The following is a 24044-nucleotide window of genomic DNA, read 5'->3' as shown; positions in this document are numbered from 1 at the left end:
TTTCGTAGGATCGGGGCATGCCTTCGAACGCCGGCCACAGCTCCGCAGACGACGACAAGAGGGCGGCCCCGCCGCTCCCGGCACCGCTGCAGGTGCCCGTCGCCGACTCGCACACCCACCTCGACATGCAGTCCGGCACGGTCGAGGAGGGCCTGGCGAAGGCCGCCTCGGTGGGGGTCACGACCGTCGTCCAGGTCGGCTGCGACATCAAGGGCTCGCAGTGGGCCGCCGAAACCGCCGCCGCCCACGCGAACGTGCACGCCGCCGTCGCCCTCCACCCCAACGAGGCCCCGCGCATCGTGCACGGCGACCCCGACGGCTGGTCCCGGCAGGGCGCCCGCCCGGCGGGCGGCGACGCGGCCCTGGACGAGGCCCTCGCCGAGATCGACCGGCTCGCCGCGCTGCCGCAGGTCAAGGGCGTCGGCGAGACCGGCCTGGACTACTTCCGCACCGGTCCCGAGGGCAAGGCCGCCCAGGAGCGCTCCTTTCGCGCCCACATCGAGATCGCCAAGCGGCACGGCAAGGCGCTCGTCATCCACGACCGCGACGCCCACGCCGACGTGCTGCGGATCCTGAAGGAGGAGGGCGCGCCCGAACGCACCGTCTTCCACTGCTACTCCGGCGACGCCGAGATGGCCGGGATCTGCGCCCGCGAGGGCTACTTCATGTCCTTCGCCGGGAACGTCACCTTCAAGAACGCCCAGCACCTGCGGGACGCCCTCGCCGTCGCCCCGCCGGAACTGGTCCTGGTGGAGACCGACGCGCCCTTCCTGACCCCCGCGCCGTACCGCGGACGGCCCAACGCCCCGTACCTCGTCCCGGTCACGGTCCGCGCGATGGCGGCCGTGCGCGGGGCCGACGAGGACACGCTGGCGACGGCCCTGGCCGCGAACACCGCCCGCGCCTTCGATTACTGAGTGCTCGTTCGAGGCGCAACAGTAAGTAGTCGAGTCGCTTTGGAGAGTGACCGGCGCTCCGCTAGGTTCTGGGGGCCCGATCCGGACCCCTCTGGCCCCCTGGAGCGTGTCGGCGTGAGCACGTCGCAGTACGAGACGTACGACCCCTACGGCCCTGAGGCCTCCGTCCACACCGCGGAGACCCTGCCGTACGGCCTGTCCAAGGACACCTACCGGCCCGCCTACGAGGCGGAGGCCTACTTCGTCACGGAGCCGGTCCCGCCGGTCCCGCCGCTGCCCCGGCAGACGACCGGTGCGCCCGGGACGGTGATCGCCGAGCCGGGCCCGCCCGCGGCGGGCGGCGGACGGGCCGCGCGCCGGCGCCGGGCGCGCTCCGCCGAGCGGCCGGAGTCGACCATGCGCCGTCTGCTGCCGCAGGCACTCGTCGTGGCCTTCCTGGCCGGCGGCACCACCGCCTTCGTCGCCAAGGACAAGGCCGTCGAGCTGAGCGTCGACGGCAGGCAGCGCACCCTGCACACCTTCGCCGACGACGTGAGCGAGCTGCTCGCCGAGGAGGACGTACGGGTCGGGGCGCACGACATGATCGCGCCCGCCCCCGGTGCGGCGCTCGCCAGCGGCGACGAGGTCGCGGTGCGGTACGGCCGTCCCGTCCGGCTCACCCTGGACGGCCGGCGGCGCGAGGTGTGGACGACGGCGCACACGGTGGAGGGTGCGCTGGACCAGCTCGGGGTGCGGGCCGAGGGCGCGTACCTCTCGACATCGCGCTCCCAGCCCATCGGACGCGCCGGGCTCGCGCTCGACGTGCGCACCGAGCGCGCGGTCACGGTCCTCGCCGACGGCCGGACCCGCACCGTCCGCACCAACGCGGCCACCGTCCGCGAGGCGGTCGAGGAGGCCGGGATCACCCTGCGCGGCCAGGACACCACCTCCGTCCCGCTCGACAGCTTCCCGCGCGACGGGCAGACGGTGACCGTCCTGCGGGTGACCGGCTCCCGGGAGGTCCGCGAGGAGCAGATTCCCTTCCAGGTCCAGCGGACCGAGGACCCCTCGCTGTTCAAGGGCACCGAGGTCGTCGCCCAGCCCGGGCAGCCCGGGCTCCGGCGCACCACCTATCTCCTGCGCACCGTCAACGGCGTCCGGCAGAAGCCGCGCCGGGAGCGGACCGAGGTGGTGCGCACACCCCGCACGCAGGTGGTGAGGGTCGGCACCAAACCGCGGCCCACCGTCCTGGACGGCACCGAGGACCTGAACTGGCGGGCGCTCGCCGCCTGCGAGTCCGGCGGCCGTCCGCACGCGGTCGACCCCTCCGGCACGTACGGCGGCCTCTACCAGTTCGACAACCGCACCTGGCACGCCCTCGGCGGCAAGGGCCGCCCCCAGGACGCCTCCGCGGAGGAACAGACCTACCGCGCGAAGAAGCTGTACATCCGCCGGGGGGCGAGCCCGTGGCCGCATTGCGGGAAGCTCCTGCACAAGTGACCTCCGGCGGTGGCGCGCGGCTGCGGGCCCGTGGGGCCGGTCGCGCGGTTCCCCGCGCCCTGGCCGACGGCCACCTGGCGAGCCGGCCCCCCGGACCCCCGTACCCTTGTCCCCGTGAGCAGCCCCACCCCCGACGCCCTCCTCGGTCCGGCCGACATCCGCGAGCTCGCGGCAGCGCTCGGTGTCCGTCCCACGAAGCAGCGCGGCCAGAACTTCGTGATCGACGCCAACACGGTCCGCCGGATCGTCCGCACCGCCGACGTCCGCCCCGACGACGTGGTCGTGGAGGTCGGTCCGGGACTCGGCTCGCTCACCCTCGCGCTGCTGGAGGTCGCCGACCGGGTCACCGCCGTCGAGATCGACGACGTACTGGCCGGCGCGCTGCCCGCGACCATCGCCGCCCGCATGCCCGAGCGCGCCGACCGGTTCGCGCTGGTCCACTCGGACGCCATGCACGTCGGCGAGCTGCCGGGCCCCGCCCCGACGGCCCTGGTGGCGAACCTGCCGTACAACGTCGCGGTACCCGTGCTGCTGCACATGCTCGACACCTTCCCGAGCATCGAGCGCACCCTCGTCATGGTGCAGTCCGAGGTCGCCGACCGGCTCGCCGCCGCGCCCGGCAACAAGGTGTACGGCGTGCCGTCCGTGAAGGCCAACTGGTACGCCGAGGTGAAGCGGGCCGGGGCCATCGGCCGCAACGTCTTCTGGCCCGCCCCGAACGTCGACAGCGGGCTGGTCTCCCTGGTCCGGCGGGCCGAGCCGCTCGAGACGACGGCCTCGAAGAAGGAGGTCTTCGCGGTCGTCGACGCGGCCTTCGCGCAGCGCCGCAAGACCCTGCGGGCCGCGCTCGCCGGCTGGGCCGGGTCGGCCGCCGCCGCCGAGGCCGCCCTGGTCGCGGCCGGGGTCTCGCCGCAGGCGCGCGGCGAGTCGCTGACGGTGGAGGAGTTCGCGCGGATCGCGGAACACAAGAACGCCGTCACCGGACACGAGGAGAGCGGCACGTGAGCGTCACGGTCCGTGTCCCGGCCAAGGTCAACGTCCAGCTCGCGGTCGGCGCCGCCCGCGCGGACGGCTTCCACGACCTCGCCAACGTCTTCCTCGCCGTCGGCCTGTACGACGAGGTCACGGTGACCCCCGCGGACGAACTGCGGATCACCTGCGAGGGCCCGGACGCCGGCCAGGTCCCCCTGGACCGCACCAACCTCGCCGCGCGCGCCGCGATCGCCCTCGCCGGCCGCCGGGGCATCGAACCGAACGTCCACCTGCACATCGCCAAGGACATCCCGGTCGCCGGCGGCATGGCGGGCGGCAGCGCGGACGGCGCGGGCGCGCTGCTCGCCTGCGACCGGCTGTGGGGCACGGGTGCCTCGCGCGCCGAGCTGCTCGCGATCTGCGCCGAGCTGGGCAGTGACGTGCCGTTCAGCCTGGTCGGCGGGGCGGCCCTCGGTGTCGGGCGGGGCGAGCAGCTGACCGCCCTGGAGGTCGGCGGCACCTTCCACTGGGTGTTCGCGATGGCCGAGCGGGGGCTGTCGACGCCGGCGGTGTTCCGCGAGTTCGACCGGATGGCGGAGGGACGGCAGATCCCCGAGCCGGTGGCTTCGGCGGAGCTGGTGGAGGCGCTGGCGAAGGGGGACGCCGAGGCGCTGGCCGCCGCCGTCTCCAATGATCTCCAGCCGGCCGCCTTGTCCCTCTTCCCGGAGCTGGCGGACACGCTGGAGTCGGGGCGCGGGGCGGGTGCGCTCGCCGCGCTGGTCTCGGGGTCCGGGCCCACGACGGCGTTCCTCGCGCGGGATGCCGAGGCGGCGGAGAAGGTGGCCGAGGTTCTGCGGGCGTCGGGGACGTGCAGGACGGTGCGGACTGCGGTGGGGCCGGTGGCGGGGGCGACGGTGGTCTGAGCAGGTTCAGTACTGGTTGAAGGTGGTCAGGTCGATGACGATGTCGTAGGGAGCGCTCACCTTGACGTGGTCGTGATAGATGCCCGTCAACGCGTAGGTACCGGTGGCTTCGCCGCGTTCGTACACCTGGACGACAGGGTGGTCATCCTGGCCCGCCATGTCGACCAGCCAGAAGTGGGGAATGCCGGCTGCGGCGTACTTGTGCGGTTTGGTGTCGCGGTCGCGAGCCTCGGAGTCCGGTGAGATCACCTCGACGGCGAGATGGACGTCGGCCGCTTCGAAACGGGTCTGGCGCGGGCCGGTCACGGCGTCGGCGCGGACCACGGAGATGTCCGGCTCGGGACCGTTACGCCGGTCCAACACCACCGTCATCTCGCACACGACCTTCAAGTCGGACGGCACGGTGCTGCGCAGCCCGTTCGCCAGCAGGTGGATCGCGGCGAAGTGGAAGTAGCGCTGCGGGCTCACGAAAACCAGGCTCCCGTCGATCAGCTCGGTGTGCGGCGGGAGATCCGGCAGCGTGAACAGGTCGTCCACGGTGTAGCCGTCCAGGGGGGGCACCGGCCACTGATGACGGTGCTCTGCGGGCTCGGCGGTCATGGTTCCTCCCATGGACGGGATCCTGCGGCCTGCCTTCCCACCGTAGCGGCCCTTTCCCGATCACGTCATCACAAATAGTGACATCCCCCTCGCGCGCCGCCCTCACCCCCGCAGGGCCTACGCTAGAAGGTCGATCCCGCGGCGGAGCCGCACACGGACACAGCCCCGCGCACAGGAGTGAAATGGCCGTCAACCTGGTCAATGTCGAGAACGTCAGCAAGGTGTACGGCACCCGTGCCCTGCTGGACGGCGTCTCGCTCGGTGTGCAGGAAGGGGACCGGATCGGGGTCGTCGGGCGCAACGGCGACGGCAAGACCACTCTGATCCGGATGCTCGCCAAGCTGGAGGAGGCCGACACCGGCCGGGTCACGCACTCCGGCGGGCTGCGGATCGGCGTGCTCACGCAGCACGACTCCCTCGACCCCGCCGCCACCGTCCGCCACGAGGTCATCGGTGACATGGCCGACCACGAGTGGGCCGGCAACGCCAAGGTCAGGGATGTCCTGACCGGGCTGTTCGGCGGGCTGGACCTGGCGGGCTTCCCGAAGGGTCTCGACACCGTCATCGGGCCGCTCTCCGGCGGTGAGCGGCGCCGCATCGCGCTGGCCAAGCTGCTCATCGAGGAGCAGGACCTGATCGTCCTGGACGAGCCCACCAACCACCTCGACGTGGAGGGCATCGCCTGGCTCGCGAAGCACCTGCAGAACCGGCGCTCGGCGCTGGTCTGCGTGACGCACGACCGGTGGTTCCTGGACCAGGTCTGCACCCGCATGTGGGACGTGCAGCGCGGCGACGTGTACGAGTACGAGGGCGGCTACTCCGACTACGTCTTCGCGCGCGCGGAGCGGGAGCGGATCGCCGCGACCGAGGAGGCCAAGCGGCAGAACCTCGTCAGGAAGGAGCTGGCGTGGCTGCGGCGGGGCGCCCCCGCCCGTACGTCCAAGCCGCGCTTCCGTGTGGAGGCCGCCAACGAGCTGATCGCGGACGTGCCGCCGCCCCGGGACAGCAGCGAGCTGATGAAGTTCGCCTCCTCCCGGCTCGGCAAGACCGTCTTCGACCTGGAGGACGTCACCGTGCAGGCCGGGCCGAAGGTGCTGCTCAAGCACGTCACCTGGCAGCTGGGCCCCGGTGACCGGATCGGCCTCGTCGGCGTGAACGGCGCCGGCAAGACCTCGCTGCTGCGGGCCATGGCCGCCGCGGCGCGTACGGAGGGCGAGGAGCAGCCCGCCGGCGGGCGCATCGCCGTCGGCCGGACCGTCAAGCTCGCCTACCTCTCCCAGGAGGTCGCCGAACTCGACCCCGCCTGGCGGGTGCTGGAGGCCGTGCAGCAGGTCCGGGAGCGCGTCGACCTCGGCAAGGGGCGCGAGATGACCGCCGGGCAGCTGTGCGAGACGTTCGGCTTCAACAAGGAGAAGCAGTGGACGCCGGTCGGGGACCTCTCCGGCGGTGAGCGGCGGCGGCTGCAGCTGCTGCGCCTGCTCATGGACGAGCCGAACGTCCTCTTCCTGGACGAGCCCACCAACGACCTCGACATCGAGACCCTGAACCAGCTGGAGGACGTCCTCGACGGCTGGCCCGGCTCGATGATCGTCATCTCCCACGACCGGTTCTTCGTGGAGCGCACCACGGACCGCGTCTTCGCCCTCCTCGGCGACGGCACCCTGCGGATGCTGCCGCGCGGTATCGACGAGTACCTGGAGCGGCGGCAGCGGATGGAGGAGGCGGTCGCCGCGGAGAGTGCCGCCGCGGCACCCAAGCCGGTCACCGCGGAGAAGAGCGCTGCCGACCAGCGCGCCGCCAAGAAGGAACTGCAGAAGATCGAGCGTCAGTTGGACAGGATCTCCGAGAAGGAGTCCAGGCTGCACGCGCAGATGGCCGACAACGCCACCGACTTCGCCAAGGTGGCCGAGCTGGACGCCCAGTTGAGGGACCTCGCCGGGGAGCGCGAGGAACTCGAGCTGCGCTGGCTGGAACTGGCGGAGGACGCCTGAGCCCGCACGTCTCCGACTTCGCGGCACGAAGGGGGCGCGTGCGTTGCGTGAAGGGGGCGTGAAGGCGCATAACAACGGCGTCACGGGCCGGTCCGCCCTTGGGAACAGGGGAGGACGCGGCCCCGTGCGCTGTCCGCGCCGGGTGATAGAAAGAGCCGTCTGAGAACTGTCTGTAAGCGACCTTGGGGCCGTCACGAACCTCGGGGCGTGGCTAAAAATCAGTGAACGAGGGGGAAGAGCGCTGATGACTCAGCCGCCCGACCAGCCGCCGCAGGGCGGGTTCGGACCGCCGCAGGACCAGCCACCGCAGGGCGGCGGTTTCGGCCCCGCCCCGCAGCCGCCGCAGGGCGGTTTCGGTGCCGCGCCCCAGACCCCGCCGGCGCAGGGCGGTTTCGGCGCGCCCCCGCAGCCGCCCGCGGGCCCCCCGCAGCAGCCCCAGCCGGGCTACGGTTATCCCCAACAGCCCGCGCAGCCCGGCCCGTACGGCGCCGCCTCGGGCCCCTACGGCTACCCGCAGCAACCCCCGCAGCAGCAGGGCCCGTACGGCGCCCCGCAGCCCGGCTACGGCCACCCGCAGCAGCCGCCGTACCCGGGCATGCCCGGCGCCGCACCCGGTGGTCCCTTCGCCGGCAAGCCGGCCTCCCGCAAGAAGACGGCGCTGATCGTCGGCGGCGCGGTGGCCGCGCTGCTGGTCGTCGGCGGCACGGTGTTCGCGGTCACCGGCGGAGGCGACGGCGGCGGCAGGAAGAAGCCGGTCGCCCAGCAGAGCGACGACCCCAAGCACTCCGCCACCGCCTCGCCGACCACCTCCGGCGACGACCCGGAGCACCTCAACGAGGGCCGCCGGGCCGGGGACGCGAAGGTGCTCTGGTACAAGCCGGCGCCCGACGCCCCGGCCTCCGGCGCCGACGCGCCCGGCATGTGGTTCAGCGGCGACACGGCGGTGAAGGCGGCGTACAAGCAGGTCTTCGCCTTCGGTGCCGCCGACGGCAGCACCGCCTGGGGGCCGGTCGACTTCCCGCAGAAGATCTGCGCGGTCACCCAGCAGAAGTCCGCCGACGACAAGATCGTCGTGGCGTACCTGAACGGCGGCGGCGACCGCGCCAAGTGCAACCAGCTCCAGCAGCTGGACCTGCGCACCGGCGAGAAGGGCTGGAGCGCCGAGGTCGCCGACGGCGGACTGTTCGACAGCGCGCTCAACGTCGAACTGACGGTCAGCGGCAAGACGTTGATGGTGGGCCGTTCCCAGTCGGGCACGGCGTACGACATCGACAGCGGCAAGAAGCTGTACGACAAGAAGAAGTACGGCGCGGCCTGCTTCCCGGCCGCCTACGCGGGCGGCACCGGCCGGCTGATCCAGGTGGCCTCCTGCGGCGCCGGCACCGGCAAGGAGCACGAGGAGATCCAGGAACTCGACCCGGCCACCGGCAAGGTGCGCTGGACCCAGCCGGTCAAGAAGGGCTGGGAGGTGACCCGGACCTACTCGGTCGACCCGCTCGTGGTCTACCTGACCAACCGGGACAAGAAGGTCTGGAACATCTCCACCTTCACCAAGAACGGCAAGTTCCGCTCGGAGGTCAAGGTCGACGAGAAGTTCGCCCCCCGCTGCGGATGGGCGGTCCTGGAGCGCGAGTTGCAGGGCTGCCAGGGCGTCGCGGTCGACGCGAACATGCTCTACCTGCCGACCGACGCCACCGGCAGCGCCAACGAGATCGTCGCCATCAGCCTCTCCGACGGCAAGGCGAAGTGGCGGGTGAAGTCCCCGGCCGACGAGCCGATGTCCCCGGTGAAGGTCGAGGGCGGCAAGCTCGTCGCGTACGTGCAGCCGTCGTACGACACCGGCGGCCAGGTCGTGTCGGTCCCGGTCACCGGCTCGTCCCACCCGACGACCAGGCTGCTGCAGAACCCGCAGGGCGCCGCCGAGGCCGAGAACACCTTCTACGACGGCGTCGTCGACTGGACCGGCGGGCGGCTCTTCGTCTCCGCGGGCCGGCTGTCCGGCGACGACGACGCCAAGGAGAAGCTCCTGATGGCCTTCGGCAACTGAGCCGGCCGCAGCCCGCCCCTGCCCGAGTCCCCTTCGCCGTACGGCCTTCCCGCGTCACCGAGGTATCCGCGCCATGACCCAGCCGCCCCCGCCCCCGCCGAACCAGCCGCCGCAGCCGCCGCAACCGGGCTACGGCTACCCGCCGGTCCCGCCCCCGCAGCCACCGGCCCAGCCGCCGCAGCCGCCGGCCCAGCCGCCGCAGCCCGGGTACGGCCGGCCCGGCGCGCAGCAGAACCCGTACGGCCAGCCGCCGGCCCACCCCGCCCCGCAGCCCCCCGGCTACGGCGCCCCGCCGCACAACCCCTACACCCAGCCCACGCAGCCGATGCACGGCGCGCAGCCCGGTTACGGCTACCCGGGCCAGGGGCAGCCGCCGACCGTGCCGATGCAGCCCCAGCCGGGAGCGGGCGGCGGGCGGAACAACACCGCGCTGCTCATCGTCGTCGCGGCGGTCGTCGCCATCGCGCTGATCGTCGGCGGCGGCATCTGGTACGCCAAGTCCTCCGGGAACGACGACCCGCAGCACACCACCGCCTCCTCCGGCGGCGGCACCGGCGGCTCGAACGGCAAGGGCTCCGGTGGCACGACCGGCGGAGGCGGCAAGGAGAAGGTGCCGTCCGATGCGGCCGCCAAGGTGCTCTTCGAGGTGCCGCTGCCCAAGGCGGACGACACGGTCAGCACCATGGGCTCCTGGCTGACGGACACGGTGTACGCCAAGAGCGGTATCGCGGAGATCGTCGGCTACGACCCGGCCAAGGGCACCGAGCTGTGGACGCTCAAGCTGCCCGGCCCGGTCTGCGCGACCAGCAGCCATGTCGACGAGGACGGCCGCACGGCGGTCGCCTTCCAGCCGAAGATGCCGGCGAAGGGCTCCTCCGCGGGCTGCAGCCAGATCTCCGCCGTCGACCTCACCTCCGGCAAGCGGCTGTGGACGAAGTCGATCAAGTCCGGTGACTACCCGGTCACCTTCTCGAACGTGACCGTCGCCCAGCACACCGTCGCGGTCGGCGGCGGTGAGGGCGGCGCTGCGTTCGACATCGAGTCCGGCAAGACGCTGTGGCAGCCCAAGCCGGACGACACCTGCCACGACGAGGGGTACGGCGGCGGCACCCGGCTGGTCGCGGTGCGCAAGTGCGGCACCTACGACGAGCCGCAGCTGCACATCCAGACCGTCGACCCGGCCAGCGGGAAGGTGAACTCCGAGTACAAGATGCCGGACGGCATCGACTACGCCTCCGTCGTCTCCACCGACCCGCTGGTGGTCGCGGCCGACGTCGGCCAGAGCGCGGGCGACGGCAGCGGCGTCTCGGACTACTTCTCCATCGACGGCAGGACCGGCACGCTGCTCGCCCGCATCCCCGCACCCGGAGACACCTACGCGGGCCGCTGCGACGGCATCACCCGGGTCGAGGACTGCAAGCAGGTCGTGGCGGGCAACGGCAGGCTGTACCTGGCGACCGAGGCGCACGACGGCAAGGGCGACTTCAGCAAGACCAACGAGATCGTCGCCTTCGACCTGAAGACCGGCAAGCCGACCGGCCAGCGCGCCGAGGCCGGCGACGGCTACACCTTCTCCCCGCTGCGCATCGACGGCGGCAACCTCCTCGCCTACAAGGCGCCGCCGTACAACAAGGGCGGCCAGGTCGTCAGCATCGACGGCGGTTCGTTCAAGGCGGACAAGCTGCTGGAGAACCCCGCCACGAAGAGCGTGCGGGACTCGGAGGCCAACCTGCTGCCCGAGTACGCGGAGCTGCGCTTCGGCCAGGGCCGGCTGTACATGTCCGCCGTGTGGGCCAAGGAGCGGGACATGTCGTCGTTCAGCAAGGAGTACCTCGTGATGGCGTTCGGTACGGACGGCTGACACCGCGGTCTCGCCCGAATGGGTGACTTGCCGAGAAGTGCCCCGGATTTCATCGATCCGGGGCACTTCTCATGGAGAGGGGCAGCGCGACGTCGAACAAGCGTGTAGCTTCCGGGGGCATGAAGGGCGGGGGTGCCGGGGGGACTGGGGGGTTGGTCTATGGGAGTGCGGCTCCTGGTCGTCGACGACCATCGGCTGCTCGCGGAGGCGCTGGCGTCGGCGCTCAAGCTGCGCGGGCACCGGGTGGTCGCGGCGGCGGCGCCGGCCGCGGGCGCGGCGGATCTGGTGATCGCGCGGGCGCCCGAGGTGTGCCTGCTGGGTACGGCGGCGCCGGCCGAGCCGGGGGTCTTCGACCCGGTGGTGAAGATCAAGCGGGAGCGCCCGCAGGTGGCGGTGCTGGTGCTCGGCCCGGTGCCGTCGCCGCGCGGGATCGCGGCGGCCTTCGCCGCGGGGGCGTCGGGGTACGTGCGGCACGACGAGCGGATCGAAGGGGTCGAGCGGGCCATCATGAAGGCCCGGGCGGGGGAGGCCGCGGTGGCTCCGCTGCTGCTCCAGGGCGCGTTCAGCGAGCTGCTGAACCCGGCGGCGCAGCCCGACGACGAGGCGCAGCGGCTGCTGGAGATGCTGACACCGCGTGAGGTGGAGGTGCTGGTCCGGGTCGCCGACGGCGAGGACACCCGGCGGATCGCGGCGGGCATGGGCATCGCCCCGAGCACCGCGCGCACCCATGTCCAACGGGTGCTGATGAAACTGGGCGTGGGGTCCCGGCTGGAAGCGGCGGCGCTGGCAGCACGAACAGGCTTGCTGGACCGCGCGGGGCCTTTGCACTCCGGCCCGGAGTAGCGCCCCGGAGGGGCGCGGGGAACTGCACGACCAGCCCCCCGCGCACCCGCAGCCGGTGTACGGCCCGCAGCGCAACCGCGGGCCCCTACTCCTGGGCTACTCCGCCCGCTCCTCCGGCAGACCCTCCGGAGGAAGCGGCGGGGGCGTGGGCCGCAGCTTCAGCCAGGCCAGGAAGAAGATGCCCAGGAGCAGCATGCCGATCCCGGTCCACAGGTTGATGTTGACGCCCTCGGCCTTGTCGATCGCGGCCTGGGAGTCGGTGATACCGGTGATCGTGACGATGACGCCGTAGACCACGAAGAGTCCGCCGATGATGCGGCGCAGGTCGAAGATGCGGGCCGCGGTCGCGGACTGGGTCTCCAGCTCGGAGACCTCCCGCTGGACGTCTTGCTCGGTGTAGTGCAGCGGACGGCGCGGCTGCTCAGGATGCTCGGTCATGGTTTCCTCGATCCTCCCGCGTCAGAACGAGAACGGGATGTAGCAGGCGGCGGCCAGCACGACCGCACCCCAGCCCAGCAGGGCCGGCTTGCGGTACCAGGCGTCGTCGCCTTCGGCGGGCGGTTCGGACATGCCGGGGGAGCGGGTGCCGTAGACCAGGCCCTGCAGCTCTTCCGCCGGCTTCGGCTTGGTGAACAGGGACACCGCGACCATCACGACCGCACCGGCGACGAAGCCCGCGATCGCGGAGACGAAGTTGGCGCCCTGGTCGGAGGGGATCGAGATGATGCCCTTCTTGTAGAGCACGAAGTAGTTGACCATCGCGGTGACGGTGCCCGCGAGCAGACCCCAGAAGCCGGACTTGGCGGACGCGCGCTTCCAGAACATGCCGACGATGAAGACGACGAACATCGGCACGTTGAAGAAGGAGAACAGCGTCTGGAGGTAGCTCATGATGTTCGAGAACGAGGACGCCAGGAACGCCGTGCCGACGGAGGCGCAGACGCCGATCGCGGTGATCAGGCGGCCGAAGCGCACGTAGTAGGCGTCCTCGCGGCCGCGCACCACGTACTTGGCCCAGATGTCGTTGGTGAACACGGTGTTGAACGACGACACGTTCGCCGCCATGCCCGCCATGAAGGCCGCCAGCAGACCGGTGACGGCGATGCCGAGCACACCGTTGGGCAGCAGCTCCTGCATCAGGAAGGGGATGGCGTCGTTGTACTGGTAGCCGGAGCCGGCGGTGCCGAACTTCGGGATCAGCGCGGCGGCGACCAGGCCCGGGATCATCACCAGGAAGACGATGAAGATCTTCGGGTAGGCGGCGATCAGCGGGGTCCGCTGGCCGGCGGAGAGGTTCTTCGCGGACAGGGCGCGCTGCACCTCGGCGAAGTTCGTGGTCCAGTAGCCGAAGGAGAGCACGAAGCCGAGGCCGAGGACGATGGTGAGCCAGTTGGCGCCGAGCGGGTTGGTGTGCCCGATGCCGGTGCCGCCCCAGGCCGTGGTGAAGTCGGCGCCGTGGGTCGCGGTGAGCTTGTCGGTCAGCCCGCCCCAGCCGCCGACCTTCTTCAGGCCGAGGATCGTAATCGGGATGAGCGCGGCCAGGATCACGAAGAACTGGAGCACCTCGTTGTAGATCGCCGAGGACAGGCCGCCCAGGGTGATGTACGCGAGCACGAAGGCGCCGGCGACGACGATGGCGACCCACTGCGGCCAGCCGAGCAGGGCCTCGACGACGATCGCGAGGGCGTAGAGGTTGACGCCCGCGATCAGGATGGCGGCGAACGCGAACAGGATCGAACTGAGCAGGTGGGCGGCCCGGTCGAAGCGCAGCAGCAGAAACTCGGGGACCGAGCGGACCTTGCTGCCGTAGTAGAAGGGCATCATCACCAGGCCGAGGAAGACCATGGCGGGGATGGCGCCGATCCAGTACCAGTGGACGGTGTAGGCGCCGTACTGGGCGCTGTTGGCGGCCATGCCGAGGATCTCGGTGGCCGCCAGGTTCGCCGAGATGAAGGCGAGGCCGGTGATCCACGCGGGCAGCGAGCGTCCGGAGAGGAAGAAGTCGAGGCTGGTCTTCACGGAGCGCCGGGCGGCGAAGCCGATGCCGAGGACGACGACGAAGTAGATCACCAGGATCGTGTAGTCCAGCCAGTTGGTGGGGAGTCGTAGCTCCGCCGCCAGATGGGTGGGGGCGTATGTGGGGGTTTGCATGAGAACTCGCTTCGTTGCGCGAACTGATCCAGAGCGGAACCTACGCCGCCGTGTTCGTTATTTGAACACTCCGACTGGTGTTCTTTGTTTGATTGTGATCGACGGAGGGGTGGTGAAGTGTGGTCTGTTATGTTTGATTGTGTTGAGTGATTGGGTGCGGACACACCCGTAGGGCCCGAACAAGGAGTCCGGCGTGAAGAAGACCTCGACCCGGCTGGCCGACGGTCGTGAGCTGATCTACTACGACCTCCGGGACGACACGGTCCGCGACGCGGCCGACCGGCGCCCGCTGGACCGTACGGTCACCACGTCCGAGATCCGCCGCGACCCGCTGCTCGGCGACTCCGTCGCCGTCGCCTCGCACCGCCAGGGCCGCACCTACCACCCGCCGGCCGACGAATGCCCCCTGTGCCCGACGCACGGCGACCGGCTGAGCGAGATCCCGGACTCCTCCTACGACGTCGTGGTCTTCGAGAACCGGTTCCCCTCCCTCGCCGGCGACTCCGGCCGCTGCGAGGTGGTCTGCTTCACCTCCGATCACGACGCCTCCTTCGCCGACCTCTCCGAGGAGCAGGCGCGGCTGGTGCTGGACGCGTGGACCGACCGAACGTCGGAGCTGTCGCATCTGCCCTCCGTCGAGCAGGTGTTCTGTTTCGAGAACCGCGGTGCCGAGATCGGTGTGACCCTCGGCCACCCGCACGGACAGATCTACGCCTACCCCTTCACCACCCCGCGCACCGCGCTGATGCTCCGCTCGCTCGCCGCCCACAAGGAGGCCACCGGCGGGGAGAACCTGTTCGACGCCGTCCTGGAGCGGGAACTCGCCGGCGAGCGGGTCGTCCTTGAGGGTGAACACTGGGCGGCCTTCGTGCCGTACGCGGCGCACTGGCCGTACGAGGTCCACCTGTACCCGAAGCGCCGCGTGCCCGACCTGCTCGCGCTCGACGAGGCGGCCCGCACAGAATTTCCCCAGGTCTATCTGGAACTCTTGAGGCGCTTCGACCGGATCTTCGGCGAGGGTGAGCCGCCGACGCCGTACATCGCGGCCTGGCACCAGGCCCCGTTCGGCTCGATGGAGGAATTCGACGGTGGCACAGCCGTGACGCGCGACGACTTCGCGCTCCACCTCGAGCTTTTCACCATCCGCCGCACTTCCGGCAAGCTGAAGTTTCTCGCGGGTTCCGAGTCCGGCATGAACGTGTTCATCAACGACGTGCCGCCGGAGCGCGCGGCCGAGCGACTGCGAGAGGTAGCGAGTTCATGAAGTACCTGGTGACGGGTGGCGCGGGATACGTCGGGAGTGTCGTGGCCCAGCACCTGCTGGAGGCCGGCCACGAGGTGACCGTCCTCGACAACCTCTCCACCGGCTTCCGCGCGGGCGTCCCGGCCGGCGCGGCCTTCGTCGAGGGCGACATCCGCGACGCCGCCAAGTGGCTCGACCCCTCCTTCGACGGCGTGCTGCACTTCGCCGCGTTCTCGCAGGTCGGCGAGTCGGTGGTGAAGCCGGAGAAGTACTGGGAGAACAACGTCGGCGGCAGCATGGCGCTGCTCGCCGCGATGCGCGAGGCCGACGTCCGCACGCTGGTGTTCTCCTCCACCGCGGCCACCTACGGCGAGCCGGAGCAGACCCCGATCCGGGAGACCGCCCCGACGCGGCCCACCAGCCCCTACGGCGCCTCCAAGCTCGCCGTGGACCACATGATCACCAGCGAGGCGGTCGCCCACGGCCTGGCCGCGGTGTCCCTGCGCTACTTCAACGTGGCGGGCGCGTACGGCGCGTACGGCGAGCGGCACGACCCCGAGTCGCACCTGATCCCGCTGGTCCTCCAGGTCGCCCAGGGCCGCCGTGAGGCCATCTCGGTCTACGGCGACGACTACCCGACCCCCGACGGCACCTGCGTCCGCGACTACATCCACGTCGCCGACCTGGCCGACGCCCACCTGCTGGCCCTGACGGCCGCGCGGCCGGGGGAGCACCTGATCTGCAACCTCGGCAACGGCAACGGCTTCTCCGTCCGCCAGGTCATCGAGACCGTCCGCGCGGTCACCGGCCACCCGATCCCCGAGGTGGCCGCCCCGCGCCGGGGCGGCGACCCCGCCGTCCTGGTCGCGTCCGCGGACACCGCCCGCGAGAAACTGGGCTGGAACCCGACCCGCGCGGATCTCGCGGGCATCGTCGCGGACGCGTGGGAGTTCGCGCAGAGCATCACGAGGGAGCAGTAGTGGGGGCACAGCAGGTCGCCGAGCGCTTCGCCGAGCTGTACGGGGCGGAGCCGGAGGGCGTGTGGGCGGCACCGGGCCGGGTCAACCTGATCGGCGAGCACACCGACTACAACGACGGCTTCGTCATGCCGTTCGCGCTGCCGCACCAGGCGATCGCGGCGGTCTCCCGCCGCACCGACGGGGTCCTGCGGCTGCACTCGGCGGACATCGAGGGCGGGGCCGCGCGGATCACGGAGCTGCGGCTGGACGCCCTCGCCCCGGAGAGCGACCGGGAGTGGACGGCGTACCCGGCGGGCGTGGTCTGGGCCCTGCGCGAGGCGGGCCACGCGATCACCGGCGCCGACATCCACCTCGCCTCCACGGTCCCGACGGGCGCGGGCCTGTCCTCGTCCGCGGCGCTGGAGGTCGTGGTCGCCCTGGCGCTCAACGACCTGTACGACCTCGGTCTGCAGCGCTGGAAGCTGGCCCGCCTGTGCCAGCGCGCCGAGAACGTCTACGTCGGCGCCCCGACCGGCATCATGGACCAGACGGCGTCGGCCTGCTGCGAGCCGGGGCACGCGCTCTTCCTCGACACCCGCGACCTCTCCCAGCAGCAGATCCCCTTCGACCTCGCGGCCGAGGGCCTGCGCCTGCTGGTCGTGGACACCCAGGTCAAGCACGCCCACAGCGGCGGCGAGTACGGCAAGCGCCGGGCCGGCTGCGAGAAGGGTGCGGCCCTGCTCGGCGTCGACGCCCTGCGGGACATCCCGTACGACGGCCTGGACGCGGCCCTGGCCCGCCTCGGCGACGAGGAGGAGGTCGTCCGCCTGGTCCGCCACGTGGTCACGGAGGACGCACGGGTCGAACGCACCGTCGCCCTCCTTCGTGCCGGCGACACCCGCGCGATCGGCCCGGTCCTCACCGAGGGCCACGCCTCCCTCCGCGACGACTTCCGCATCTCCTGCCCGGAACTGGACCTGGTCGTCGAAACCGCCCTCGCGCACGGCGCCCTGGGCGCCCGCATGACCGGCGGCGGCTTCGGCGGCTCGGCCGTCGTCCTGACCGAGGCCACCGAGGTCGACACCCTCACCAAGACCATCGAGGAGGCCTTCGCGGCGGCGGCCTTCAAGGCACCGCGGGTCTTCGAGGCGGTACCGGCGGCAGGCGCACGCCGACTGAGCTGACGCCCACCGGCCCGCCCGGCCCCGTAACGCGCCCCCGCGTACGGGGCCGTCCCCGTCGGATCGCTGCTCGCGCAGGAGGCTCCCTGCCCGGCAACGGAGTTGGGATGCCAGTAATCTGCATGCCTGTCACAGCCGTATCCGGTGGCGCACCAGGAGAGACGGGGGAAGGCCACATATGGCATGGGAGGAGTGGGACCAGCTGAAGGCCCAGGCGGCGACTCGGCATTCCACACACGTGCAGCTCAACCAGTACCCCGCCGACCAGGGCGGGGGCGATTCCCGGGGAGACCTTGTCGTAGGTCACAAGGATCTCGAGGAGGTCGGCAAGGCGGCCCATCAGCTTTTCGACCACTTCACGACCTACAGCGGGCACGCGCGCGCGGCCTCTGAGGCGGCGGCGGGCGGACTCAAGGGTGAGGGTTTCGCCCTTGGAGACGCGCTGGAGCATGTGACGCAACGCTGGAGCGAGCAGACGAAGACCCTTCTGGACGCCTGCGCCCACATCTCCAACCATCTGCGCTGCACAAAGAACCAGCACGACGCCGACGACTCCTACATCGCTGGCGCGGTCAGCAGCATCTCCACACTCGACGAGGGCTTCGACGACCGGAAGGGCCACTGACGCCGATGGACCTCGACGCACTGCGCCACGGCAACTTCTCCAAGCACGGTGAAGCTGTCTCCGACTGGGAGCAGATGACGAAGAAACTCGCCGACCTGAAGAAGGACGCCGAGGACAACCTCAAGGCGAAGGCCGACAAAGCCACGTGGGCGGGCCTCAACGCGACCGTCAGCAGGGAGTTCATCGCCAAGACCGCCGCCGAGTTCGCCGATGCACACACGCAGGCCGACTCCATCACCAAGATCCTCAGTGACACGCGCGACGAACTCATCAGCTTCCGCGCCCAGCTCAACGATGCGATCAAGCGGGCCAACGAGAAGAACCTGACTGTGATCGACAACCATGACGGCACGTTCTCCGTCATGGGGAACACCCGTCCCGACTGGGCGTCCGACCCCAGCGGGAACACCGGCGCGACGGACCAGAAGGTGGTCGATGCCTTCTGCAGCGAGATCCAGGGCATCCTGAGCAAGGCGACGGAGAGCGACAAGAGTGCGGCCAAGGTGCTCAAGCTCCTCGTGAACCAGGCCAAGTACGGCTTTTCGGACGCCTCCTACGAGGACCGGGACGGGGCGGTTGAGGCCGTTGCGGCGGCGGAAAAGCTCGCGACGATGGCCAAGCATCCGGACGAGATGTCTCTCGACGACATCGCCGCCTTCAACCGCGAGATGGCGAAGTACCACGACGACCCCATGTTCGCGGAACAGTTCGCGACCCGCCTGGGGGCCAAGGGAACGCTCCAGTTCTGGGCCGAGATGGCCTATTCCCACGCCGGCGCCAGGGGCTCGGAACTCCAGGCTATGAAGGACCTGCAGTCCAACCTGAGCCTCACCCTGGCCACGGCGACCTTCTCGGACACGGACGCGATGCGGGGGTGGAAGAAGGACGTTCTCGACGAGGCCACCACCAACTTCCGCGACCCCAAGTCGCCCAGCCCGATCGGCGCACTCGGCTATCAGGTCATCAGTAGCCTCCTGCGCGACGGCCAGTACGACACCGAGTTCCTCGACGACTACCGCAAAGACCTCTTCAAGGCGGACAAGGGAGCGGGGGACTCGAACACCGACGACCGGTGGGTCAAGGGATACAACGGCCTGGACCTGGTCTTCGGCGACGGCAACGGCCGGGACCCGCTGGAGGGACTGTTCGACGGCCTCTCCCGCAACCCCGAGGCGGCCGAGCACGCCTTCGAGTCCAAGTCGGACCTGGACCACATGCTCGGCACAACCAAATACACGGACCGGGGAGAGTCCCTCGGACGAGCCCTGGAGAGCGCGGTCACCGGAGTCGCCAACGGCGACACGTCCTCCGCAGCTCCGCCGCACAGCGCGGCCCAGGTCAAGATCATGGCGAACATCATGCAGGCGGTGGCCGATCCCAACGGTGGCGCGAACCTGGTGTCCAAGGGCCTAGGCGAGAGTTTTGGCGACATGGCGGCCGCGTATATGCCGGAGATCAGCTGTGCCATCAAGGGACCGGGAAGCGAAACCGTCTTCCTCACGAACAGTGAGTCCCCGAGGGGTCTCAATCTCACGGATGTCACGCGTTTCCTGTCAGCAACCGCCGCAGATCCCGCCGGCCGTGCCGGGATCGTCTATGGAGAGAGTATCTACACCGGGAGTCTCTTGCAGCAGCACCTGTCGAACCCCGGCCTGTTCGACGGCGACCAAAAACAGGTTCTCAACGATATCGGCAGGAACGCCGGGATCATCGAGGGGATCGTCGGGCATTCCGCGGCGAATTCAGAAATCGGCAAGGCGATCAGCGGCGAAACGGAGTACAACGAGGCGCTCAAGGCCAAGGGGGACTTCGCCAAGACCTGGGTATCGATCGGCTTGACCGGCCTCAAGATCCCGGCGGAGTACGGTGGCGATGTCATGGGTTCCGTGATCGGAGGCGGAGCCGGAGCCGTTGCCGGTGCTGCCGTCGACCGTCTGCTCGAGGGTCAGCAGATGAAGGGTGCCGAGGACCAGGGGCTGTACTACTCCAGCAAGGACCTGTTCGCGATGCGGGACTCGGTCAGCCAGCAGACGATCTGGTCGGTGGACGACGCCCTGGCGCGCAACCACGTGCACTTGCCCAAGGACGAGATCGACGACTCGGTGGGGCAAGCCGTCAACGACGGCTGGAAGGACGCCGACTACTACCTGAACCGCTCGAAGGTGAAGTATGGCTGAGACAGGTTCTGGCCGTGTGCGGAGGACCCACTCGATAAGGGCGTTTTTCATTGTCACGGTGATCCTCGTTCTGGTGTGCGGCGGACTCTTTCTGTTCTTCGTGAAAGGGCTGTACCTGCTCCCGGACAAGGTGTGCGAGGCTTCCGTTCAGCGGGATCTTGTCATTCGCACCCTGCCGCAGGCGCGCGCAGCGGACGAATGGGCAGACCACAAAGGCAGCGGGCAGAACTTCATGTTCGACTGCCGTGTCTCCACCAGCGGTCACTCGATTCTGTCGGGAGGAGTGAGTCTGCGGGAGTCGTCGAAGGCTGACTGGGCGGCAGGCTATGGCAGTTCCGCGGGCACCGCTGTGGTGCAAACCTCCGCGGGCCGCGTAGCAGGGCTGGCGCAGGTCGACACCGATCACGGCGTCGCTTCCGTCTACGTACCGTGCGTGTCGAAGGATGCGAAGGCAGGGCGGGGCGATGCGGCAGGGCCCCGTGCTCTGGTGGCGGAGGCCAGTGTGACCGGGAAGAGCAGGGTCTCGGGCGCGGCTCTGCGTCAGGCCCTGACCGACTTCGCCTATCAACTCATCCGTCACGCCTATGCGCTGGCGGAGTGCAAGGGGCCGGGTGACTTCCCCGGGCAACTGCCGCGCTACGGGGACCGCTGATGGACGACGACGGGATCCGCGCGCCCTTCGACGGCCGGGGGCACGGCGAGGGGGTCCGGGGGCCGTGACGGCTCGGGCCGAGACAGATCGCGCATGCGCACTGGTACCGGCTGGTCGCCAGCGAGGAGTCGCGCGGTGCCGGCCTCGCGTTCGGGTACCGCGGCCCGCTCGGCGGGCGGCTGCTCTTCCGGCGCGACGACGACCCCCGGGCCGAGCGGACCGTCGAGCGGCTGCGGGCGGGCGGCCCTGTGCTCGCGCACGGCGAACTCCCGCCGCAGGCCCCCGGCCCCGCCTCCCCCTCGACTCCGCGGCCCCCGGCGGAACCTCAGCCGCCGCCGCCCGCACCGTCGGGTCCGGCCGGCCCCGGCTCCCGTCCCGGCCGCCTTGCCCGCCCCCGCCGCGGGGGAGTGCGCCTGAGTCAGCCCAGCCGCTTGGTCAGCGTGTACTCCGTGACGCCGGGCGGGTAGTCCGGGACCACCCCCACCACCTGGTAGCCCTGCTTCCGGTAGAAGTCCGGGGCCTGGAAGTCCCAGGTCTCCAGGCGGGACGCCGTGCAGCCGCGGGCGGTGGCGAGGCGCTCGGCCTCGCCGAGGAGGCGCGAGCCGAGGCCCGTACCGCGGTGGCGGGGGTCGACCCACAGGTAGGTGATGTGCAGCCAGGTCGTCCAGGTGTGGCCGACCAGACCGCCCGCCAGGCCGTCGGCGGTGTCCAGCGCCCAGACGTGGAGGGGGACCTCGCGTTCGCCGGGCGTGCCGCGCAGCGCGGCGAGGACCGAGGACGCGGCCGTGTTGGTGTCCCGCAGCCGCGAACGGAGCAGATCCCGTCGGGCTTTGTCGACTTCCGCCTCAATACGAAACATGCGGCACACCATAAACGCGCCGGACGGCCAGTTCTGCAAATCTCCTTCCGCTGCGTGCTCCCATCCGTACTCTGAGGAACAGCACCGGTGGGGGCCGGTGCCGCTCAGGGGGCGAGACAGGCGGGTACGACACCCGCGGTGGGGGTAGCAGTGTCCGCAACGGCGGCGGCCGTGCGGCGCGCTTCCCTGTCCGCGGGTGCCGTACCCGCGGACGGTCGTCGTTCTCCGGATCCATTTCCGGGCGTTTTTCCGGACCTGCCTATTCCGGAGCTTTCCGGACCTTGGTATCCCCTGCTCCACGCGGAGCCTGGGGAAGGGGGTTTCGTGGTTCGTATCCGAGTCCTGGTCGTGGACGACCACCGCATCTTCGCCGAGTCGCTCGCCGCGGCCCTGGCCGCCGAGCCCGACGTCGACGTCTCCGCCGCCGGCAGCGGCCCGGCCGCGCTGCGCTGCCTGGAGCGCGCCGCCGCGGAGGGCCGTCGCTACGACGTGCTCCTGGTCGACGCCGACCTGGGCGGCACCCTGCCCGGCGTCCGCCCGGCCGTACCGGTGCAGGAGGGCGACGAGGAGGAGCTGGTCGACGGGATCTCCCTCGTCACCGGGGTCCGCGCCGCCCAGCCCGCCGTGCGGATCGTCGTCCTCGCCGAGAAGGACGACCCGCGCCGTGCGGCCCTCGCGCTGCAGGCCGGGGCATGCGGCTGGGTCGCCAAGGACTGCTCGCTGTCCCGGCTGCTGACGGTGATCCGGGGGGTACTGCGCGACGAGACCCATCTGCCGCCCGCGCTGCTCACCGGCGTGCTGAAGGAGCTGACGGCGGCGCGCAGGCACCGCACCGAGAGCGAGCGGCTGGTGGAGTCCCTCACCCCGAGGGAGCGGGAGGTGCTGCGCTGCATGGTCGCCGGGCTCGGCCGCAAGGCCGTCGCCGAGCGGCTGTTCCTGTCCCCGCACACGGTCCGCACCCATATGCAGAACGTCCTCGGCAAACTGGGCGTCCACTCCACGCTGGCCGCCGTCGCGCTGGCCCGGCGGGCCGGGGTGGGTCCGGTGGACCTAGCCGGGGATGTTGTCGAACGGGGCGGTCAGCTGGCGTAGCAGGCCGGCCAGTTCGCCGCGCTGGGCGCGGGACAGCTCACCGAGGATGGCCCGCTCCTGCTCCAGCAGGCCGGCCAGCGCCTGGTCCGCGCGATCCCGGCCCTCGTCGGTCAGCCGGACCAGCACACCGCGCCGGTCGCTCGGGTCGGGCAGCCGCTCCACCAGGCCCTTCTTGGCCAGCCGGTCGATGCGGTTGGTCATCGTGCCCGAGGTGACCAGGGTCTGGGTCAGCAACTGGCCGGGGGAGAGCTGGTACGGCGTGCCCGCGCGCCGCAGCGCGGTCAGCACATCGAACTCCCAGGGCTCCAGCTGGTGCTCGGAGAAGGCGAGCCGGCGGGCGCGGTCCAGGTGCCGGGCGAGTCGGCTCACCCGGCTGAGCACTTCCAGCGGCTCCACGTCGAGGTCCGGACGCTCCCGGCGCCACGCTGCGACCAGCCGATCGACCTCGTCCTCCATGGAGATCAGTGTAGTGGTTGTGTCGACATGAAGTCTCTTGATGTCAAGCCTCTTGACGTCGAGAGAAGCCTTGGGGAGAGTGAGGCCATGACGACGCCCACCTGGGACCCCGCCCAGTACCTCCGCCACGCCGGGCACCGGGCCCGGCCCTTCGCCGACCTCCTCGCCCGCGTCCCCGGGCTGCCCGGCGACCGGCCCCGCATCGCCGACCTCGGCTGCGGGCCCGGCAACGTCACCGCCCTGCTCGCCGACCGCTGGCCCACCGCCCGGATCACCGGCTACGACAACTCGCCCGAGATGCTCGACAAGGCACACGTCGACCACGAGGGACCGACGGCCGGCGGCGGCCGCCTCGACTTCGCCCCCGCCGACGCCCGCACCTGGACGCCCGCCGAGCCGTACGACCTGATCGTCTCCAACGCCACCCTGCAGTGGGTGCCGGGCCACGCCGACCGGTTCCCCGACTGGATCGCGGGCCTGCGCCCCGGCGGCACCCTCGCCTTCCAGGTACCGGACAACATCGACGCCCCGCTGCACGCCCTCATGCGCGACCTCGCCGACACCCCCCGCTGGCGCGACCGCCTCGCCGGCGTCCTGCGCCGCACGGACTCCGTGCACACCCCCGGCACCTACCTGGACCGCCTTGCCCGCCTGGGCTGCACGGCCGACGTGTGGCAGACGACGTACTTCCACGTCCTGACCGGCCCGGACCCGGTGCTCGACTGGGTCAAGGGCACCGGCCTGCGGCCCGCCCTGACCGCCCTAGCCGGCGACCCCGAGGCCCGCGACGCGTTCCTCACCGAGTACCGCGACCTGCTCCGCGAGGCGTACCCGAGCGCACCGTACGGCACGGTCCTGCCGTTCCGCAGACTGTTCGCCGTGGCCGTGAAGGAGGCCTGAGCTGGGCGCCTGCCACGCCGGTGTCCCCGGCATGACCGAGATCCTGGAACCGCCGGCGCCCGCCGCGCGCGGCGGCTCCTGGTGCGAGGCGGCCTTCGTCCGGCTCCACCCGGGGA

The 24044-nt window shown here is 71.0% G+C and carries 22 protein-coding genes; 16 read left to right on the top strand and 6 right to left on the bottom strand.

Going from position 1 to position 24044, the window contains the following annotated elements:
- The first annotated feature begins 17 nt into the window (after window positions 1–17).
- The 4 genes from ACIP4Y_RS18510 (at window position 18) to ACIP4Y_RS18495 (ending at window position 4291) form a co-directional block, all read left to right on the top strand.
- The gene (locus tag ACIP4Y_RS18510; RefSeq protein WP_401394303.1) at window positions 18–917 is read left to right on the top strand and encodes a TatD family hydrolase; all 900 of its coding nucleotides are present in this window, start codon (window positions 18–20) and stop codon (window positions 915–917) included.
- Between the two features lie 114 nt (window positions 918–1031).
- Window positions 1032–2396, top strand: coding sequence for a ubiquitin-like domain-containing protein (locus ACIP4Y_RS18505; RefSeq protein ID WP_401394300.1), 1365 nt, complete (start codon window positions 1032–1034; stop codon window positions 2394–2396).
- A 114-nt stretch (window positions 2397–2510) separates the two neighbouring features.
- A complete protein-coding gene (rsmA, locus tag ACIP4Y_RS18500; protein ID WP_401394297.1) occupies window positions 2511–3401 on the top strand; it encodes a 16S rRNA (adenine(1518)-N(6)/adenine(1519)-N(6))-dimethyltransferase RsmA in 891 nt (296 codons plus the stop codon).
- Window positions 3398–4291 (top strand): 4-(cytidine 5'-diphospho)-2-C-methyl-D-erythritol kinase, encoded by an 894-nt coding sequence (locus ACIP4Y_RS18495; RefSeq protein WP_401394295.1) that lies wholly within the window; start codon window positions 3398–3400, stop codon window positions 4289–4291. Before rsmA ends, ACIP4Y_RS18495 begins: the two co-directional genes overlap by 4 nt.
- Before the next feature lie 6 nt (window positions 4292–4297).
- On the opposite strand, the gene ACIP4Y_RS18490 is transcribed toward ACIP4Y_RS18495, so the two are convergent.
- On the bottom strand, window positions 4298–4891 hold the full coding sequence (locus ACIP4Y_RS18490; RefSeq protein ID WP_401395191.1) for a Uma2 family endonuclease: 594 nt from the start codon (window positions 4889–4891) through the stop codon (window positions 4298–4300).
- Between the two features lie 182 nt (window positions 4892–5073).
- Here ACIP4Y_RS18490 and ACIP4Y_RS18485 point away from each other — a divergent pair, with 182 nt between their 5' ends.
- The 4 genes from ACIP4Y_RS18485 (at window position 5074) to ACIP4Y_RS18470 (ending at window position 11633) form a co-directional block, all read left to right on the top strand.
- Complete coding sequence (locus ACIP4Y_RS18485; protein WP_401394292.1) at window positions 5074–6882, top strand: ABC-F family ATP-binding cassette domain-containing protein; 1809 nt, start codon at window positions 5074–5076, stop codon at window positions 6880–6882.
- A gap of 244 nt (window positions 6883–7126) precedes the next feature.
- A complete protein-coding gene (locus ACIP4Y_RS18480; RefSeq protein WP_401394290.1) occupies window positions 7127–8929 on the top strand; it encodes a PQQ-binding-like beta-propeller repeat protein in 1803 nt (600 codons plus the stop codon).
- Between the two features lie 73 nt (window positions 8930–9002).
- Window positions 9003–10790 carry a PQQ-binding-like beta-propeller repeat protein gene (locus tag ACIP4Y_RS18475; RefSeq protein ID WP_401394287.1) on the top strand — a complete coding sequence of 596 codons (1788 nt, stop codon included), beginning with the start codon at window positions 9003–9005 and terminating at the stop codon, window positions 10788–10790.
- Between the two features lie 159 nt (window positions 10791–10949).
- Window positions 10950–11633 (top strand): LuxR C-terminal-related transcriptional regulator, encoded by a 684-nt coding sequence (locus tag ACIP4Y_RS18470; RefSeq protein ID WP_401394284.1) that lies wholly within the window; start codon window positions 10950–10952, stop codon window positions 11631–11633.
- 96 nt (window positions 11634–11729) lie between these two features.
- Here the strand turns inward: ACIP4Y_RS18470 and ACIP4Y_RS18465 are convergent, their stop codons facing one another.
- Together ACIP4Y_RS18465 and ACIP4Y_RS18460 are read right to left on the bottom strand one after the other, a co-directional pair.
- On the bottom strand, window positions 11730–12071 hold the full coding sequence (locus tag ACIP4Y_RS18465; RefSeq protein WP_358641775.1) for a hypothetical protein: 342 nt from the start codon (window positions 12069–12071) through the stop codon (window positions 11730–11732).
- A 21-nt stretch (window positions 12072–12092) separates the two neighbouring features.
- The gene (locus ACIP4Y_RS18460; protein ID WP_401394281.1) at window positions 12093–13784 is read right to left on the bottom strand and encodes a sodium:solute symporter family protein; all 1692 of its coding nucleotides are present in this window, start codon (window positions 13782–13784) and stop codon (window positions 12093–12095) included.
- Between the two features lie 193 nt (window positions 13785–13977).
- Between ACIP4Y_RS18460 and galT the strand changes: the two genes are divergently transcribed.
- The 6 genes from galT (at window position 13978) to ACIP4Y_RS18430 (ending at window position 20621) form a co-directional block, all read left to right on the top strand.
- Entirely contained in the window at window positions 13978–15048 is a 1071-nt protein-coding gene (gene galT / locus ACIP4Y_RS18455; RefSeq protein ID WP_401394279.1) for a galactose-1-phosphate uridylyltransferase, read from the top strand.
- Entirely contained in the window at window positions 15045–16007 is a 963-nt protein-coding gene (gene galE / locus ACIP4Y_RS18450; RefSeq protein WP_401394276.1) for a UDP-glucose 4-epimerase GalE, read from the top strand. The genes galT and galE overlap by 4 nt, the downstream gene beginning before the upstream one ends.
- The gene (gene galK, locus ACIP4Y_RS18445) at window positions 16007–17170 is read left to right on the top strand and encodes a galactokinase (RefSeq protein ID WP_401394273.1); all 1164 of its coding nucleotides are present in this window, start codon (window positions 16007–16009) and stop codon (window positions 17168–17170) included. The genes galE and galK overlap by 1 nt, the downstream gene beginning before the upstream one ends.
- Window positions 17171–17345: 175 nt before the next feature.
- Window positions 17346–17792 (top strand): hypothetical protein, encoded by a 447-nt coding sequence (locus ACIP4Y_RS18440; protein ID WP_401394270.1) that lies wholly within the window; start codon window positions 17346–17348, stop codon window positions 17790–17792.
- Between the two features lie 5 nt (window positions 17793–17797).
- Window positions 17798–19969 carry a hypothetical protein gene (locus ACIP4Y_RS18435; protein ID WP_401394267.1) on the top strand — a complete coding sequence of 724 codons (2172 nt, stop codon included), beginning with the start codon at window positions 17798–17800 and terminating at the stop codon, window positions 19967–19969.
- Window positions 19970–20027: 58 nt separating this feature from the next.
- Window positions 20028–20621: a hypothetical protein gene (locus tag ACIP4Y_RS18430; protein ID WP_401394264.1), complete on the top strand. Its 594-nt coding sequence runs from the start codon at window positions 20028–20030 to the stop codon at window positions 20619–20621.
- Here the strand turns inward: ACIP4Y_RS18430 and ACIP4Y_RS18425 are convergent.
- The gene (locus ACIP4Y_RS18425) at window positions 20606–20881 is read right to left on the bottom strand and encodes a hypothetical protein (protein ID WP_401394261.1); all 276 of its coding nucleotides are present in this window, start codon (window positions 20879–20881) and stop codon (window positions 20606–20608) included. The genes ACIP4Y_RS18430 and ACIP4Y_RS18425 overlap by 16 nt on opposite strands.
- Before the next feature lie 158 nt (window positions 20882–21039).
- Window positions 21040–21480: a GNAT family N-acetyltransferase gene (locus ACIP4Y_RS18420; protein WP_401394258.1), complete on the bottom strand. Its 441-nt coding sequence runs from the start codon at window positions 21478–21480 to the stop codon at window positions 21040–21042.
- 324 nt (window positions 21481–21804) lie between these two features.
- On the opposite strand from ACIP4Y_RS18420, the gene ACIP4Y_RS18415 reads away from it, so the two are divergent.
- On the top strand, window positions 21805–22572 hold the full coding sequence (locus tag ACIP4Y_RS18415) for a response regulator transcription factor (protein ID WP_358641786.1): 768 nt from the start codon (window positions 21805–21807) through the stop codon (window positions 22570–22572).
- On the opposite strand, the gene tamR is transcribed toward ACIP4Y_RS18415, so the two are convergent.
- Window positions 22531–23028 (bottom strand): MarR family transcriptional regulator TamR, encoded by a 498-nt coding sequence (tamR, locus tag ACIP4Y_RS18410; protein WP_030341533.1) that lies wholly within the window; start codon window positions 23026–23028, stop codon window positions 22531–22533. The two genes, ACIP4Y_RS18415 and tamR, sit on opposite strands and share 42 nt — an antisense overlap.
- Before the next feature lie 87 nt (window positions 23029–23115).
- On the opposite strand from tamR, the gene ACIP4Y_RS18405 reads away from it, so the two are divergent.
- The gene (locus ACIP4Y_RS18405; RefSeq protein WP_401394253.1) at window positions 23116–23928 is read left to right on the top strand and encodes a trans-aconitate 2-methyltransferase; all 813 of its coding nucleotides are present in this window, start codon (window positions 23116–23118) and stop codon (window positions 23926–23928) included.
- The last annotated feature ends 116 nt before the right edge of the window (window positions 23929–24044 follow it).

The organism is Streptomyces sp. NPDC088810 (assembly GCF_044750305.1).
GTDB lineage: Bacteria > Actinomycetota > Actinomycetes > Streptomycetales > Streptomycetaceae > Streptomyces.
This window is presented reverse-complemented; position numbering and strand designations above follow the sequence as displayed.

What these genes read in the sequence shown, in the direction of transcription:
- ACIP4Y_RS18460 (WP_401394281.1), bottom strand. Translation starts at nt 13,784, where the DNA reads ATGCAAACCCCCACATACGCCCCCACCCATCTGGCGGCGGAGCTACGA.
- ACIP4Y_RS18485 (WP_401394292.1), top strand. Translation starts at nt 5,074, where the DNA reads ATGGCCGTCAACCTGGTCAATGTCGAGAACGTCAGCAAGGTGTACGGC.
- ACIP4Y_RS18510 (WP_401394303.1), top strand. Translation starts at nt 18, where the DNA reads ATGCCTTCGAACGCCGGCCACAGCTCCGCAGACGACGACAAGAGGGCG.
- ACIP4Y_RS18490 (WP_401395191.1), bottom strand. Translation starts at nt 4,891, where the DNA reads ATGACCGCCGAGCCCGCAGAGCACCGTCATCAGTGGCCGGTGCCCCCC.
- ACIP4Y_RS18440 (WP_401394270.1), top strand. Translation starts at nt 17,346, where the DNA reads ATGGCATGGGAGGAGTGGGACCAGCTGAAGGCCCAGGCGGCGACTCGG.
- tamR (WP_030341533.1), bottom strand. Translation starts at nt 23,028, where the DNA reads ATGGAGGACGAGGTCGATCGGCTGGTCGCAGCGTGGCGCCGGGAGCGT.
- ACIP4Y_RS18405 (WP_401394253.1), top strand. Translation starts at nt 23,116, where the DNA reads ATGACGACGCCCACCTGGGACCCCGCCCAGTACCTCCGCCACGCCGGG.
- ACIP4Y_RS18420 (WP_401394258.1), bottom strand. Translation starts at nt 21,480, where the DNA reads ATGTTTCGTATTGAGGCGGAAGTCGACAAAGCCCGACGGGATCTGCTC.
- ACIP4Y_RS18435 (WP_401394267.1), top strand. Translation starts at nt 17,798, where the DNA reads ATGGACCTCGACGCACTGCGCCACGGCAACTTCTCCAAGCACGGTGAA.
- ACIP4Y_RS18480 (WP_401394290.1), top strand. Translation starts at nt 7,127, where the DNA reads ATGACTCAGCCGCCCGACCAGCCGCCGCAGGGCGGGTTCGGACCGCCG.
- ACIP4Y_RS18475 (WP_401394287.1), top strand. Translation starts at nt 9,003, where the DNA reads ATGACCCAGCCGCCCCCGCCCCCGCCGAACCAGCCGCCGCAGCCGCCG.
- ACIP4Y_RS18465 (WP_358641775.1), bottom strand. Translation starts at nt 12,071, where the DNA reads ATGACCGAGCATCCTGAGCAGCCGCGCCGTCCGCTGCACTACACCGAG.
- galE (WP_401394276.1), top strand. Translation starts at nt 15,045, where the DNA reads ATGAAGTACCTGGTGACGGGTGGCGCGGGATACGTCGGGAGTGTCGTG.
- ACIP4Y_RS18470 (WP_401394284.1), top strand. Translation starts at nt 10,950, where the DNA reads ATGGGAGTGCGGCTCCTGGTCGTCGACGACCATCGGCTGCTCGCGGAG.